A 14,850-nucleotide genomic window follows, 5' to 3' on the forward strand; every position below is an offset into this window, starting at 1 on the left:
TGGTGGGCGGGCCGGTGCCGCGCCCACCGCGGTCTGGGTGAGCTCAGTCATCGACGTTCTCCGTGAGGGCCGCGTCCATCGTCGCGATGAACTCGTCCGGCGTGATGTCACCCTGCACGAGCAGGGTCAGCTCCTGCTGGAGTCGGGTGTTCGTGGCCGGGTCGAGCTGGGTGTCCCAGGGCATCGCGATCGCCGGTCCGACGCCGTCGGCCTGCGCCACGGAGCTGGCGTACAGCTCGGTCGCGTTCGCGGGGACGGTGGTCTGCGCGGAGGTCGTCGGCGACAGCGCGCCAGTCGCCGCGTAGAGCTCCGGGTAGCGCTCGAGGGCGAACGCGAGGAAGTCGCGGACGAGCGGGTCGTACGTCTTCGCGTTCACCGCCATGCCGATGCCGGACGGGGTGACGTACTCGTTGTCGGCGGTGACGGCGCCGTCGATGGTCGGCAGCGTGAAGGTGCCGACCGCGTCACGGACGCCGGGGTCGAGCGCATCCGTCGCGAGGTTCGAGAGCTCCCACGTGCCGATGTTGTAGACCGCGGCCTTGCCCGAGGTGAAGAGCGCCTGCGCGTCCGCGTAACCGGTCGAGGAGAAGCCCTCCTGGAAGCAGCCGGCCTGCCCGAGGTCGTACAGCCACTCGGCCGCGGCCTTCCCGGCCGGGTCGGAGAAGGAGGCCTTCCCGGCCTTCAGGTCCTGGATGTACTCGGGACCCGCCATCCGGAACGGGTAGTAGGCCATGTAGCGTTCGAGCGGCCACTGGTCCTGGCCGTCGAGCGCGATCGGGGTGACGCCCTTGGCGCGGAGCGCCTTGCACATGGCGGGGAAGTCGTCGAGCGTGGCCGGGACGGTGACACCGGCGTCCTCGAGCAGGGAGCGGTTGTACCAGAAGAACTCCAGCTGGAACTCGAACGGCACCATGTAGAGCGAGCCGTCGTCGAACCGTTGGTAGTTGAGCGCAGCCTCGCGGTAGGAGTCGGCGAGACCGAGGTCCTCGAGGAGCAGGTCGACGTCGACCATGCGGCCCTGTTTCGCGAGCTTCTGCGCGAACGGGGTCGCGTCGGTGTCGAAGAGCTCGGGGAGCTTGTTCGCGGCCGCCAGGGTCTCGTACTTCTGGACGTAGGACGGGCGGTCGGGGGTCGTGATGAGGTTCAGCGAGAAGCCGGGGTGGTCCTTCGCGTACTCGTCGGCGATCTGCTCCATCGCGGTGATCACCCCGCCGTCGGCCGGGCGGGAGAGCAGCCACGAGATCTCGCGGGGGACGATGTCGCCCTTCGGGTCGACGTCGGTCGGGTCCGTGGCGCTCGATCCGCCGGCGCAACCGGAGAGGGCGAGTGCTGCAGCGGCGACGAGGGCCACGAAGGCGGTGCTGCGGGTGGGGCGCATGGTGCGGGGGCGTGCGGTGGTTGGCATGGTCGGAATCTCCGTTGATCGATCACAGGTGGGTGCGGGTGTGCGGGTGGTGGTGCAGGCGGCGGAGCGTGGTGTCGGGATCAGGACGTGGTGCTGGTGAGCAGTCGGTGTGAGGTGGGGTCGTCGTCGGAGCCGCCGCCGTCGCGCTCGAGGAGCGTGCACGCCTCGACGGTGACGGTCCCCTCGCCGACGAAGACGCCGACGCGACCGGCCGGTCGGTCATAGAGGCGCGTGCTGAGGACGACCGCGTCGTCGACGGTCGCGACGCAGAGGTCGCCGTCGACGATCACCTCGAGCTCGTGCAAGCCGGGGGCGAGGTGGCAGGGGCGTTCGAGTTCGACGACGAACGGGACGTCACCCGAGATCTGCCACTGCTCCGTGCCGGTGCTGGAGCGGGGCCAGCGGTCGAACACGAGGCGGTCGCGCTTCGGCTCCAGGCGCAGGACGTAGCCCTCGTCGCCGTCATCGCTCGCGCGGAGAAGGACACCGCACTCGGTCGTGCCGGGGGCGATGTCGAACCGGGCGACCAGCCGGAAGGAACTCGGTGCGTCCACGGCCGACAGGGCGTCGGCGTACCCGTCGGGGGCGCTCAGGACCGTGCCCGAGGTGACGACGGTGTCCGTCGGCTCGTCGGCGGGCGCGAAGGTGTCGCGGAGTTCGGTGGGCGGATGGAAGGCCAGGGTGCCGTCCGCACGCTGCTCCGCTTCGAGGACCGACATGGTGCCGGCCCACTGCCAGGCGCCCGCGTCGTGGGCTCCCTCACGCGAGGCGATCCAGCCGAAGAAGAACCGGCGTCCGTCGCGGGAGGCGGACTTCGCCGCGTAGTAGGCGCGTCCGTCGAGCGTGTCGTGCTCGGGGACGAGCCAGGGGCCGTGCAGGGTGCGCGACATCCGGTAGCGCGTTGTGAACGACTCGCTGAACTCGGAGGACACGAGGTACCACCAGTCGCCCCACTGGAAGACCTCGGGGCACTCGTGGGCGATGTAGCGGCGCGGGTCCCAGAACGGCTCGACGGGTTCCCAGGTCGAGAGGTCGGTGGAGGTGCACTGGGCGATGACGCCGCGACGCCGTTCCGGGCCGTGTGCGTGTCGGGCGGTGATGAGCATCCGCCAGACGGCCGCGTCCTCGTCCCAGAAGACGAAGGGATCCCGCCAGTCGGCGGTCTCGTACCCTGCGGTGGCGCCGAAGGTGTCGGCCTCCCGGCGCTCCCAGGTGCGCATGCCGTCGGTGCTGACGGCGTGCATGACGAGTTGCAGCGCCAGACCGTCGGCACCGCGGCGCTCCGGGTGCTGTCCCGTGTAGAAGACGTGGTGGATCCCATCGGGGTCCAGGATGACGCTGCCCGTGTAGACGTTGAAGTCCGGCGCGGACGGTCCGCCCGACGGCAGTGCCTCACCGAGCTCGTCGAAGTCGACGAGGTTCCGGGTGGTCACGCGATGCCACGGCATGCCGATCTTGGGAACGCGACGCGATTCGTGCAGGTAGAAGAGGTGGAAGACACCGTCCTCCTGCCAGGGGATGACGTCTCCGACCCATGCGCCGTTCGGCTGGTGGAACCCTCGTTGGTTCATGACGTCCTCTGCAGTGAGTGGTTAATCGGTTACGCAGTTACCGTAGCGAGGTACCGTGAAGATGGTCAAGCGGTTAAGCAAAGTTAAGCAACTCCACTGTCGACTTGCTTCACGCAACATTCGAACGTATGTTCGATCCATGACCCGCCCGCGTCCGATCCGGCTCGACCACGACACGTGGCTCGTGATGCGGAACGACCCGGTGATCCCGAAGGCGGTCATCGAACGGCGCCGTGATCGGGGTGGTGCCGACGCGTACTTCGTCATCGCCTGGGACATCGATCCGCTCAAACGGGTGTTGATGAGCGTGCAACCGAGCCTGGAACGCGCCGACGCCCTCGTGCGGTACGACGTGCCGCGCACCGCGTCCGACCGCGACGGGCCGCCCAACGGGCTCAAGGCCACCCCGCGCTGATCCGCCCTGTCGGAGCGCGCCACCGGGGAGTAGCGTTCCCGCATGGCGATCGATCCGAAGCTGCTCGACTGGTTGCTCGACGCCGACCCGGCCATCCGGTGGCAGGTCGAACGAGACCTGGCGGGAGCGCCACCCGAGGTCTGGGAGGCGACGCGGAGCACCGTGGCGACGACCGGGTTCGGTGCCGAGCTGCTCGCGCATCAGGACCCTGACGGACAGTGGGCGGGCGGCGCCTACTTCCCGGCCGGGTTCTTCGGCAGTGCCGAGCAGGAGGAGCCCGGGCAGCCCTGGGTCGGGACCACCTGGGCGCTCAAGGACCTCCGCGAATGGGGTGTCGATGCCGGGGCCCTGACCGACACTGCCGAGCGCCTGACCGCCAACAGTCGCTGGGAGTACGACGATCTGCCGTACTGGGGCGGTGAGGTCGACGTCTGCATCAACTCCTTCACGCTCGCCAACGGCGCCTGGCTCGACGTCGACGTCACCCTGCTCGCCGCCTGGTTCTCCACGCATCGCCTCGCCGACGGCGGCTGGAACTGCGAGGCGGAGGAGGGCGACTCGGTGCGGTCCTCCTTCCACTCGACCCTCAACGCGGTGCGGGGTCTCCTGGCGTATGAGTCGTACACGGGGGACTCGAGTGTTCGTGAGGCCCGGCAAGGTGGCGAGGAGTACCTCTTGACGCGACGACTCCTCAACCGGGCCACGACGGGTGAGCGGGTCGGCCCGTTCGTGGACCACTTCGTCTACCCGAACCGCCACCGCTACAGCGCCCTCGCCGCCCTCGACCATTTCCGGGACGCGTCTCTCGCCGGCGGCACACCCCCGGATCCGCGCCTCGCCGACGCCGTCGAGCTCGTCCGCGCGGCACGGCGGTCGGACGGGATCTGGCTGCAGGGACGGGTCCTCCCCGGACGCGTCTGGTTCGACACCGACGTGCCGGAGGGTGAGCCGTCGAAGTGGCTCACGCTCATCGGTTCCCGGGTCCTCGCCTGGTGGGACGATGCGGACTCGGCAACCGCCCAGCAGACCCATCGACGACGTATGGACGGCTCATAGGAAGCCCATAGCCGCCACGCCGATGCTCGTCTCACGACCGATCGAGACCACCGATCGCAGACGAAGGCGAGGCGCACCATGAGCAGGATCCCAGCACCCGAGACCACCCCGGACGGCCCGGCCTACGAGGGCCGTCTGCTCGACCGGGCCGACGAGGAGGTCGTCGACCAGGGCGTCGCGTTCGACCTCGGAACCCTCGTCAGCCGGCGCACGGTGCTGAGCCTCGTGGGTGCCGGGGTCGGGGCCGTCGCGCTCGCCGCCTGCTCCACCGGGGCGTCCGGCAGCAGCAGCACGAGCTCCGGCGCCGCGAGTACCGACACGGGCACCGCGACCGCGACCGGCGGCCTCCCATCGGGCGAGATCCCCGACGAGACCGCAGGCCCCTACCCGGGCGACGGCTCCAACGGAGCCGACGTGCTCGAGGAGTCCGGCATCGTCCGCAGCGACATCCGGTCGAGCATCGGGTCGGGCACCACCGCGAGCGGAGTCCCCATGGCCCTCTCGCTCACCATCCTCGACATGGCGAACGGTGACGCCCCGTTCGCCGACGTCGCCGTGTACGTCTGGCACTGCGACGCGTCGGGCGGCTACTCGATGTACTCCGACGGGATCGAGGACGAGACCTACCTCCGCGGCGTCCAGGTCGCCGACAGCTCGGGGACCGTCTCGTACACCTCGATCTTCCCGGCCTGCTATTCGGGCCGGTGGCCGCACATCCACTTCGAGGTGTACCCCACGGTCGCGGACATCTCCGACTCCGCGAACGCCATCGCGACCTCGCAGGTCGCCCTCCCGCAGGCGGCGTGCGACACCGTCTACGCCCTGTCGGGCTACGACGGTTCGAGCGCGAACCTCGCCCAGGTGAGTCTCGACGACGACAACGTCTTCGGCGACGACGGCGGTGCCCTGCAACTCGCGACGGTGACGGGTGACGCGACCTCCGGGTATCAGGTGGCGCTCACCGTCCGGGTGGACACCACGACCACGCCGACCGCCGGTGCTGCCCCGTCCGGCGGTGGCGGGGCTGGCGGCGGCGGAGGAACGCCGCCGAGCGGACGCTGACCGCGGCGCCACCACACCCTCCCGTCCCGACCCGCATCGACCCGAAAGGACTCCTCATGGGATTCCTCCAGAACCTCACCGGCTGGCACGCCCTCATCGTCCTCGCCGTCATCCTGCTGTTCTTCGGCGCCGCGAAGCTCCCGAGCCTCGCGCGCAGCGTCGGGCAGTCGGCACGCATCCTGAAGGACGAGGTGTCGGCCGACACCGACCCCCGCGCCGACACCCCTGCCCCCTGATCATCGGAGCGCATCGTGTTCGGACTCACCATGGACAAGCTGATCGTCATCGGCATCCTCGCGGCCGTGCTCATCGGTCCGAAACAATTGCCGGTGTACGCCAAGCGACTCGGAGTGCTCGTCCGCACCGTCCGCGACCTCGTCGCCTCGACCAAGGCGCGAGCAGCCGAGGAGCTCGGACCGGAGTTCGACCCGACCGAGTGGAAACGCCTCGACCCTCGACAGTTCGATCCCCGGCGGATCATCCAGGAGGCGCTCGGCGAGGAGCGGGGGCCGGTAGCGCAGCTCGAGCACTCGACGACGTCGGAGGTGCAGGTGGACCCGACCGTGCCGTCCGCCCCGGCGAAGCCGGTCGCGAGCGGTGGCTGGCAGGCCGCGCTGCTCGAACGGGTCGGACGCGACGGGGCGGATGCGCACCGCGCACCCGCCCCGATCGTGATCACCGAACGCGTCGTCCTCGACGAACGCGTCGAAGAACCCGCTAGCCGGCGGGCGTCGTGACGCGTCCGTCCCGGCCGTCCGCCGCGGCGCCGGTGGTCGACGCGGGCGGCAGGATGTCGAGCGGCATCGTGTGGGTGTCGATGAGCGGGTTGTCATCCTGCCCCTTGACGAGTTCCACCGCCTCGGCCTTCGTCTCGACCGTCGGCACCGAGCCGATGAGCGGACGACGAGCCGTCTCCCGCATCGTGAGCACGCCGACGCCCGCCACCGCCGCGAAGAACATGATGTAGAACGCGGGCATGAAGGTGTTCCCGGTGACCTGGATGAGGAACTCGCTGAACAGCGGCGTCGTGCCACCGAAGAGCGAGACCGACAGGTTGTAGGCGATCGCCATCGCGCCGAAGCGGGACGCCGTCGGGAAGAACGCCGGCAGCGAGGCCGCAGACGGTCCCGCCCACAGGGCGACCGGGGCGGCGACCATGAACAGGGCGATGAAGATGGCCCAGATCTCACCGATCTGCATGACCGCGAACGCCGGCACCATGAGGGCGAGGGTCGCACCGACGGCCATGAGGTAGACGGGCTTGCGGCCGAGCTTGTCGGACATCCGGCCGACGAGCGGCAGGCAGGCGGACATGATCAGCAGGACCGGGATGGTCGCGACCGCGGCCGTCAGGTTGGAGACCCCGACGTCCTTCTCGAGGTAGGTCGGCATGTAGCTCGTGAGCGCGTAGCCGGCGGTGTTCGTCGCGGCGACGATCGCCATCGCGATGAGGATCTGGCGCCAGAAGTGACGGAAGATCCCGAAGATCCCCTGGCGGGCCATGGGGTCCTCGTGCTCCGCCTCGATGCCGCCGGCGGTCTCGGCGACCTCGTAGGCCGGGGTCTCGGGGATCTTGAGGCGGAACCACACCGCCACCGCACCGAGCGGCAGAGCGATGAGGAACGGGATGCGCCACCCGAACTCGGTCATGGCGTCGGGGCCGGCGAGGCCCTCCGCGATCAGCGTGGTGAGGGCGACGGTCCCGGCGCCTGCCGCGAAACCGACGTAGGACCCGACATCGAGCCAGGACGCCCAGAACCCGCGTCGGCGGTCGGGCGAGAACTCGGCGACATAGGTGGACGCGCCGGCGTACTCGCCGCCGGTCGAGAAGCCCTGGATCATCTTGAGGAGGTACAGCGGGGCGATCGCCCACAGCCCGATCTGGGCGGCGGTCGGCAGCACGCCGATGAGGGCGGTCGCCGCGGCCATCATCGACATCGTGAGGAAGAGGATCTTCTTCCGGCCGATCTTGTCGCCGAGCGGTCCGAGCACGAGCCCGCCGAGCGGACGCACGAGGAACGACACGGCGAAACCGAACAGGGTGACGAGGATGCCGGCCTCAGGAGGGAGGCCCTCGGTGAAGACGACGGTCATCGTGACCGCGAGGTAGCCGTAGATACCGAAGTCGAACCACTCCATGAAGTTGCCGACGACGGTGCCCGAGATGGCGGTGCGGACCTTGGACGTCTTGACGACGAGGACGTCGTCGACGCGGAGGCGCCTGGTCTTGCGGGCCGGCTTCCGGCCGGTTCTGGGGGAGGGGGATGCGGGGGACGATGATGCCGCGTTGTCGCTGGAGTTCACAAGCAGTACTCGTTTCCTGACAGTCGTGTTGAATCGTTCGGCACTCGCGTAGTCGCTCAGTGCCCGAGAAATGCCGGAGGATCGCCATGCTGCACTGGCACGGAGCTCGGGGGAGCTGCACGTCGGGTGGCGGGTCGTTCTCGGGGAGAACGCGTCCTCTCGGCTCTGGACGGGTATAGACGATACCAGGTGTCCAGTGGCGCCTCATCGGGTTGCGACGCGAGCACAATGGGACGTATGGACCTGAGGCGCGGCATCTGGACGGTCGACGGCGGTCTCGGGACGCTGCTCGAAGCGCGCGGCCGAGACGTGTCCACCGTGCTCTGGAGCGCCGCGCTGCTCGCGCACGATCCTGGGGCGATTCAGGATGCTCATCAGGAGTTCTTCGCCGCGGGTGCGCAGATCGCGATCACGGCGTCGTACCAGGTCGGCTTCGAGGCGTTCGATCGGATCGGCATCTCGGTTCCGGAGACCGAACGGCTCCTGCGGTCGAGCGTCGAGCTGGCGCGTGGGGCGCGCGACACGCGGGCCGAATCGGACCCCGACGGCCCGCTCCTCGTCGCCGCGTCGGTCGGTCCGTACGGCGCGACGCTCGGCGACGGCTCGGAGTACGAGGGTTCCTCTGGTCTCAGCCGGACCGAGCTCCGGCGGTGGCACGAGCGGCGTCTGGCCGTACTGGTCGACGCGGCCCCCGACCTCCTCGCCCTCGAGACCATTCCGACGCTCGACGAGGCGACGGCGCTCGCTGAGCTCGTGCGGGGTTCGGGAGTGCCTGCGTGGTTGTCGTTCACGGTGGAGGGTGGTCGTCTCCGCTCGGGCGAGCCGATGGCGGAGGGCTTCCGACTGGTCGACGGGATCGACGAGTTCCAGGCGGTGGGTGTCAACTGCTCGCACCCGGACGAGGTCCTCCCGGCCATCGCCGCTGCGCGGTCCGTGACGGACAAGGCGGTGGTGGTCTACCCGAACTCGGGCGAGCGCTGGGACGCCGACGCCCGCTGTTGGCGTGGAGCCGCCGGGGTCGGCGAGGTGGAGGCCTGGCTGGAGGCCGGGGCGACGGTCGTCGGCGGCTGTTGTCGCGTCATGCCGGCCGACATCGCCGGTGTCCGCGCGCAGGTCGACGGGTGGACGCGTTCCTAACCGACGTTGAATCCGCCGTTGCTCGAGAGCACCTGGCCGTTGATCCAGGAGCCTGCAGGCGACAACAGGAAGCGCACGAGGTCGGCGGTGTCGGACGGCGTGCCGAGTCGGCCGGCGGGCGTCGCCTCGGCTCCCCAGCGGCGGATGTCGTCGGTCATCCAGCCCGTGTCGATCGGACCCGGGTTGATGACGTTCGCCCGCACCCCGCGGTCGCCCAGCTCCACCGCCGCGGCCGTCACGATGCGGTCGAGCGCACCCTTGCTGGCCCCGTAGGGCAGGTTGTGCACGGTGTGGTCGCTCGTGAGCGCGACGATGCGACCGGCCACCCGGGGCGGCGTCTCCTGCACCGGGAGCTGTTCGGCGAAGGCTTTGATGAGGAGCCACGTCGCCCGCGCGTTCACGGCGAAGTGGCGGTCCCAGCTGTCGAGGTCCGTCGTGAGGATCGAGCTGTCGACCGACTCGCAGTGCGACATGACGAGCCCCGACACGGGACCCAGCTGCGCCGCGCGCTCGACGAGTTCGGCCGGGAACGCCGGGTCTGCGAGGTCACCGAGCACGAGCTCGACGGTCACACCGAGCGCACGGCACTCGTCGGCGATCGACTCGGGGTCGTCGGGGGTCCGCTCGTAGCCCACGCGGTCGTCGTAGGGTCGCCAGGCGTTGAGGACGAGGTTCCAGCCGTCCGCGGCGAGACCGGTGGCGAGTCCCGCGCCGATCGAGCGGCGGCGCCCGACCCCGGTGACGATGGCGATGCGGTCGGTGGCGGTGGCGTCGTCGGTGAAGTCCATCCCGAGACCCTACGCGATGTCGAGTGGTCGCCGACAGGCCGCGCCCGGCTCCGGTCAGGCGGCCAGGAGTCGACCGGCGATCGCGCGGGCGGTCTCGAACGGTTCGCGGAAGGTGCGCATCCCGACCGTCACGATCGCGCCCTCGTAGAGCAACATGAGTTCGCGGGCGCGCGCTCCGGCGTCCGACAGGCCGGCTTCGGTGATGAGCTCGGCGAAGCGTTCGAGCAGCCACTGTTTCTGCCGGGTGACCTCGGGGAGCACGAGGCCGCTCGTCGCGTGGTCGGGGATCTCCGCGCGTGCGTTGACGGCACTGCACCCCTTGGGGCTGTTGTCGTCCGACCAGCCGATCGCCGCGTCGAAGATCGCGAGGACCCGGTCGATCCCGGGTTCCGGATGCCGGGCGAGGAACTCGTCGACCCAGATACGCCAGCGCGCGTCGCGATGCTGCAGGTAGGAGAGCACGAGGGCCTCCTTGCTGCCGAAACGGTCGTAGAGCGTCTTCTTCGTGACCCCGGCCGCCTCCGCGATGGTGTCGACGCCGACCGCGTGGATGCCGTTCTCGTAGAAGAGCACGGAGGCGGCATCGAGCACGCGTCGGGCGCCCGGCGTGAGGGGTGCGAGCTCTGGAGTGTCGACCGTCATGCGAAAACTATACCAGTCTGTATACTGCGGGGATGAGTAGACAGATCGGTATACCTGTGGCGCGGATGATTCGTGCCGTCATCGTCCCCCTCGCGGCGATCGGGTTCGTCCTCGCGTGGAGCTCCGGGTTCATCGTCGCGAAGATCGGAACCGAGGACGTGCCGGTGCTCACCGTGCTCCTCTGGCGGTTCGTCCCGCTCGCCGTGGGGCTCGCGATCGTGCTGGTGCTGAGCGGGCAGTGGCGGAACGCCACCCGGGCTCAGCTGCGCTCGCAGCTCGTCATCGGCCTGTTCGCGCAGTTCGGCTACGTCGTGTTCGTCTACGCCTCGGTCGCCGTGGGCATCTCGACCGGGACGACCGCGCTCATCGACGCCGTCCAGCCGCTCGTCATCGCGGCGCTCGCCGGACCGCTGCTGCACGTGCGGGTGCCGGGTGCCCAGTGGCTGGGACTCGGGATCGGCGCGGTCGGAGTGTTCCTCATCGTGCAGTCCCAGTTCGGCGCCTCGGACGCGCCGCCGATCGCCTACGCCCTGCCCGCACTCGCCATGGCCAGCCTCATCACCGCGACGATCCTCGAACGGCGCTCGCCGCACCGATCCCCGGTCCTCCTCGCGCTGACCGTCCACGCGACGGCGACCATGGTGCTCCTCGCGGTGCTCGCCCTCGCGACGGGTGAGGCGGTGCCGCCAGGCGGCGCGACCTTCTGGCTGACGACGCTCTTCCTCGCGCTCGTCCCGACGCTCTCGGCCTACGGGCTCTACTGGTGGCTGCTGCGTCGCATCGGGGTCACGGTCCTCAACGCGCTCCTGTTCCTCGTCGCGCCGACGACCGCCGTCGTGGGTGCGCTCCTGTTCCGGGAGCCGTTCACGCTCCTGACGGCCGGCGGGTTCCTGCTCAGTGCGGCGGGCGTCGCCCTCGTGCTCGTGAGCGACGCCCGCGGTCGCATCGGTGCCCGTCGGGTCAGTGCCCCGCCGGCGGCCGATCCTGTTGACGGCGCATCTCCTCGGCCAGTGCCGGATTCCGCTCCGCAAGGTGCGCGGTGATGTCGTCGACCGCCTCGGGCGCCTTGTTCTGACTGAGCTTCGCGCGGGCGTCGAACCGCCTGACACGCATGCGCAGGCCGACCGTGCCCTTCGCGGCCCGCCGGGTGCCGGCCTCGTCCTGGGACAGGTGGCGGCCGTCCGGTCGATGGTCCTCGAAGTGGTCGGTGAGTCGCGAGAGCATCTCGTAGTTCTCGTCCTCGCTCAGGACCTCGGGCGTGCCGTACAGGTGCGCGGTGACGTGGTTCCAGGTCGGGATCAGCTGGCCCTCCGGGTACCAGCTCGGCGAGACGTAGTCGTGCGGTCCCTGGATGATGACGAGGATCTCGTGCTCGCCGAGCTCGTGCGAGCGCTCGTCCGGTCGGCCGAAGTGGCTGACGATCGACAGCTCGTCCCGGTCCTCCTCGAGGATCGCCGGGTAGTGGGAGGCGACGAGACCGGTGCTCGCAGGCGAGACGAACGTCGCCCACGGGTGGTTGCGGATGAGGCGCTTGACCTCGTCAACGTCGGTCATCAGGTAGGTGGGGGTGTGGCGCATGGTGGGGTCACTTCCGGTCGAGACGGGTGCGGACGGCGAGGCCGGCGCACAGGATGACCACGAGCCCGCCGAGCACGGTGGCCCAGTCGAGTCGCTCGCGGAGGATGAGGGCCGCCCAGACGATGCTCAGCACCGGCTGGACGAGTTGGATCTGGCTGACCCGGGCGATCGGGCCGATCGCGAGTCCGCGATACCAGGCGAAGAAGCCGAGGAACATGCTCACGACGCCGAGGTAGCCGAACGCCAGCCAGCTGCCGATGGCTGCGGTCGGCGGCTGCTGGACGACCGCGAGTGCCGTGAGGGCGACCATGAGCGGTGATGCCACGACGAGCGCCCAGGAGATGGTCTGCCAGGAGCCCAGCTCCCGTGCGAGCAGTCCGCCCTCCGCGTAGCCGATCGCGGCTGCGACGACGGCGCCGAGCAGGAGGAGGTCCGACCAGGCCATCGGGGCCAGGCCGCCGTGCTGCACCGAGGCGAAGACCATCGCCGCGACCGCGCCCGAGCCGGCGAAGATCCAGAAGCGACGCGTCGGGCGCTCGCCGCCCCGGAGGACGGCGGCGACCGCCGTCGCCGCCGGGAGGAGGCCGATCACCACGGCGCTGTGACCGGCGGGAGCGGTGGTCAGCGCGAAGGAGGTCAGGAGCGGGAACCCGACGACGACGCCGCCGGCGACGATCGCGACGCGCGCCCACTGCACACCGGTCGGTCGCCGCGCTCGCATGGTGGCGAGGGTGATCGCGGCGAGCAGGGCTGCGACGACCGCGCGCCCGGAACCGATGAAGAGCGGCGAGAGGCCGACGAGGGCGACCTTCGTGACGGGGACCGTGAGGGAGAACGCCAGGACGCCGAGGGCGCCCCAGCCGAGCCCGCTGCGGGATAACACTCGCGTCGGTGTCGCGATAACGCTACTCTGTAGACTCATGGACAACGATAGCACCGGGCGGATCGTCGCCGCCATGACCGCTTGGATCGCAGCGGCTCCTCCGGGTGCACGCGTGCCCTCCAACCGGGCGTTGACCGCCGAGTTCGCAGCGAGCCCCGTCACCGTCCAGAACGCGATGCGCCAGCTCGCCGGGCGAGGGCTCATCGAGAGTCGGCCGGGCGTCGGCACCTTCGTGCGGGCGGCTCGTCCGGCGCGGTCGGTGGACTACGGCTGGCAGACCGCTGCGCTCGGCGCGCTCCCGTGGCGCTCTGGCGCGCTGTCCTCGGCGCAACGGTCGGTCGCACCCGCCGCGATCGCGATGCACTCCGGATACCCCGCCCGAGAACTGTTGCCTGAACGGCTGGTCCGCGCCGCGCTCGCGCGCGCCGCCCGCACCGACGTGGCGATGACCCGATCGCCGGCGGCCGGCTCGCCGGAGCTCCAGGCGTGGTTCGCAGCCGACCTCGCGGCAGCCGCACCGCCCGGGGTCGCGCCGCCGACCGGCCGGGACGTCATCGTGATCTCCGGCAGTCAGAGTGGACTCAGCTCGATCTTCCGGGCACTCGTCGGCCCTGGGCAGCCGATGCTCATCGAGTCGCCGAGCTACTGGGGCGCGATCCTCGCGGCCGAGCAGGCGGGCGTGACGCTGGTCCCGGTGCCGACCGGTCCCGACGGACCGGACCCGGACGTCGTGGAGCGCGCGTTCCAGGACACCGGTGCGCGGGCGTTCTACGCACAGCCGACCTTCGCGAATCCGACCGGAGGTCGTTGGTCGCCGGAGACGGGGGTCGCGATCATCGAGATCGTCCGGCGACACGGCGCGTTCCTCGTCGAGGACGACTGGGCCCACGATCTCGCGATCGACGTCGATGCCCGGCCGCTCGCCGCGCTCGATGACGACGGCCACGTCATCTACCTGCGGTCGCTGACCAAGAGCGTCTCGCCCGCGTTGCGCGTCGCCGCCGTCATCGCCCGGGGCCCGGCCCACGACCGGATCCTGGCCGACCTGGCCGCCGAGTCGATGTACATCAGCGGGGTCCTGCAGGCCGCCGCCCTCGACGTCGTCACCCAGCCCGGGTGGCGGTCGCACCTCCGCGGTCTGCGACCGCTCCTCCGTGCCCGACGGGACCTGCTCGTCGCGAGTCTGCGCGAGCACGCCCCGACGGCGCACCTCGAGCGGCTGCCGCTCGGTGGACTGAACCTGTGGCTGCGGCTCCCGGAGGGCACCGATGTGCCGCGCGTGGTCCGCGCATGCGAGAGCCGTGGGCTCATTGTCTCGGACGGCACCGAGTGGTTCCCTGCGGAACCCGCGGGGCCCTACGTGAGAGTCAACTACTCCGGCGAGGACGCGGGCCGCTTCGATGAAGCGGCCCGCATCCTCGGCGGTGTCCTGGCGGACGAACGTGCCTGAAGGTGTTCAGGCGACCGCTCGTTACAGGTCGAGCTTCGCGTTGTCGCCGCCGTCGTAGGTCTCGCCGGTGACCTTGGACTTCACGAACGCGACGGCGGTCGCGATCTTGCCGCCGGGGCTGTCCCAGTACTCGGCGCTGTCGGCCGAGAACTTGAGCAGACCGACGCGCGGGTCGGAGGGGCCGTCCGGGAACCATGCCTCGACGACGCTGTTCCACAACTCTTCCAGCTTGGCGTGGTCCTCGACGAGTTCGGCGGTGCCGGCGAGCGACACCCACGAACTGTCCGAGCTCAGCGTGACGCCGGCGTTCGGGTTGACGTCGAGCTGCTGCACGGCGGAGGCGTCCTTGCCGACGATGAACCACAGGTCGCCGTCGAACTCGCGCTCCTGGACGGTGAGCGGGTGGGCGACGAGCTTGCCGTCGAGGTCCACCGTGGTGAGCATCGCGAAGCGGAAGTCCGCGAGCAGCTTGTTGAGGGTCGTGTAGGGGTCGGTGTCTCCGGCCATGGGGTCTCCTTCGTCTCGTCGACCGGCCCGTCGGTGTCGGGGTGCCGGTCTG

The 14,850-nt window shown here is 70.2% G+C and carries 16 protein-coding genes; 8 read left to right on the forward strand and 8 right to left on the reverse strand.

Annotated features, from left to right (window positions below; genetic code table 11):
* Nucleotides 1–43: 43 nt before the first annotated feature.
* Together A4X17_RS05800 and A4X17_RS05805 are read right to left on the reverse strand one after the other, a co-directional pair.
* Complete coding sequence (locus A4X17_RS05800) at nt 44–1,405, reverse strand: ABC transporter substrate-binding protein (RefSeq protein ID WP_231884298.1); 1,362 nt, start codon at nt 1,403–1,405, stop codon at nt 44–46.
* Nucleotides 1,406–1,485: 80 nt separating this feature from the next.
* Nucleotides 1,486–2,976: a glycoside hydrolase family 32 protein gene (locus A4X17_RS05805; RefSeq protein WP_082915955.1), complete on the reverse strand. Its 1,491-nt coding sequence runs from the start codon at nt 2,974–2,976 to the stop codon at nt 1,486–1,488.
* Between the two features lie 139 nt (nt 2,977–3,115).
* Between A4X17_RS05805 and A4X17_RS05810 the strand changes: the two genes are divergently transcribed.
* The 5 genes from A4X17_RS05810 (at nt 3,116) to A4X17_RS05830 (ending at nt 6,246) form a co-directional block, all read left to right on the forward strand.
* Entirely contained in the window at nt 3,116–3,391 is a 276-nt protein-coding gene (locus A4X17_RS05810; protein WP_064294714.1) for a hypothetical protein, read from the forward strand.
* A gap of 42 nt (nt 3,392–3,433) precedes the next feature.
* The gene (locus A4X17_RS05815) at nt 3,434–4,447 is read left to right on the forward strand and encodes a hypothetical protein (RefSeq protein WP_064294715.1); all 1,014 of its coding nucleotides are present in this window, start codon (nt 3,434–3,436) and stop codon (nt 4,445–4,447) included.
* 78 nt (nt 4,448–4,525) lie between these two features.
* Nucleotides 4,526–5,509 (forward strand): intradiol ring-cleavage dioxygenase, encoded by a 984-nt coding sequence (locus tag A4X17_RS05820; RefSeq protein WP_064294716.1) that lies wholly within the window; start codon nt 4,526–4,528, stop codon nt 5,507–5,509.
* A 56-nt stretch (nt 5,510–5,565) separates the two neighbouring features.
* A complete protein-coding gene (locus tag A4X17_RS05825) occupies nt 5,566–5,745 on the forward strand; it encodes a twin-arginine translocase TatA/TatE family subunit (RefSeq protein ID WP_064294717.1) in 180 nt (59 codons plus the stop codon).
* A 15-nt stretch (nt 5,746–5,760) separates the two neighbouring features.
* Nucleotides 5,761–6,246 carry a hypothetical protein gene (locus A4X17_RS05830; RefSeq protein ID WP_064294718.1) on the forward strand — a complete coding sequence of 162 codons (486 nt, stop codon included), beginning with the start codon at nt 5,761–5,763 and terminating at the stop codon, nt 6,244–6,246.
* Here the strand turns inward: A4X17_RS05830 and A4X17_RS05835 are convergent.
* Nucleotides 6,227–7,813, reverse strand: coding sequence for an MFS transporter (locus A4X17_RS05835; RefSeq protein WP_231884299.1), 1,587 nt, complete (start codon nt 7,811–7,813; stop codon nt 6,227–6,229). The two genes, A4X17_RS05830 and A4X17_RS05835, sit on opposite strands and share 20 nt — an antisense overlap.
* 237 nt (nt 7,814–8,050) lie before the next feature.
* Between A4X17_RS05835 and mmuM the strand changes: the two genes are divergently transcribed.
* Nucleotides 8,051–8,950, forward strand: coding sequence for a homocysteine S-methyltransferase (gene mmuM, locus A4X17_RS05840; protein ID WP_231884300.1), 900 nt, complete (start codon nt 8,051–8,053; stop codon nt 8,948–8,950).
* On the opposite strand, the gene A4X17_RS05845 is transcribed toward mmuM, so the two are convergent.
* The gene (locus A4X17_RS05845; RefSeq protein WP_064294720.1) at nt 8,947–9,738 is read right to left on the reverse strand and encodes an SDR family oxidoreductase; all 792 of its coding nucleotides are present in this window, start codon (nt 9,736–9,738) and stop codon (nt 8,947–8,949) included. The genes mmuM and A4X17_RS05845 overlap by 4 nt on opposite strands.
* 54 nt (nt 9,739–9,792) lie before the next feature.
* Nucleotides 9,793–10,380 carry a TetR/AcrR family transcriptional regulator gene (locus A4X17_RS05850; protein WP_064294721.1) on the reverse strand — a complete coding sequence of 196 codons (588 nt, stop codon included), beginning with the start codon at nt 10,378–10,380 and terminating at the stop codon, nt 9,793–9,795.
* Nucleotides 10,381–10,412: 32 nt separating this feature from the next.
* On the opposite strand from A4X17_RS05850, the gene A4X17_RS05855 reads away from it, so the two are divergent.
* Nucleotides 10,413–11,423: a DMT family transporter gene (locus A4X17_RS05855; RefSeq protein WP_064294722.1), complete on the forward strand. Its 1,011-nt coding sequence runs from the start codon at nt 10,413–10,415 to the stop codon at nt 11,421–11,423.
* On the opposite strand, the gene A4X17_RS05860 is transcribed toward A4X17_RS05855, so the two are convergent.
* Nucleotides 11,341–11,958: an FMN-binding negative transcriptional regulator gene (locus tag A4X17_RS05860; protein ID WP_064294723.1), complete on the reverse strand. Its 618-nt coding sequence runs from the start codon at nt 11,956–11,958 to the stop codon at nt 11,341–11,343. The two genes, A4X17_RS05855 and A4X17_RS05860, sit on opposite strands and share 83 nt — an antisense overlap.
* Before the next feature lie 7 nt (nt 11,959–11,965).
* Entirely contained in the window at nt 11,966–12,880 is a 915-nt protein-coding gene (locus tag A4X17_RS05865; RefSeq protein ID WP_064294724.1) for a DMT family transporter, read from the reverse strand.
* Here A4X17_RS05865 and A4X17_RS05870 point away from each other — a divergent pair.
* Complete coding sequence (locus A4X17_RS05870) at nt 12,879–14,291, forward strand: PLP-dependent aminotransferase family protein (protein ID WP_064294725.1); 1,413 nt, start codon at nt 12,879–12,881, stop codon at nt 14,289–14,291. The two genes, A4X17_RS05865 and A4X17_RS05870, sit on opposite strands and share 2 nt — an antisense overlap.
* Nucleotides 14,292–14,312: 21 nt before the next feature.
* Here A4X17_RS05870 and A4X17_RS05875 read toward each other — a convergent pair whose 3' ends face one another.
* Nucleotides 14,313–14,798, reverse strand: a complete 486-nt coding sequence (locus A4X17_RS05875) for a pyridoxamine 5'-phosphate oxidase family protein (RefSeq protein ID WP_064294726.1) — start codon at nt 14,796–14,798, stop codon at nt 14,313–14,315.
* Nucleotides 14,799–14,850: the final 52 nt, after the last annotated feature.

This window comes from Plantibacter sp. H53, assembly GCF_001650455.1.
Lineage (GTDB): Bacteria > Actinomycetota > Actinomycetes > Actinomycetales > Microbacteriaceae > Plantibacter > Plantibacter flavus_A.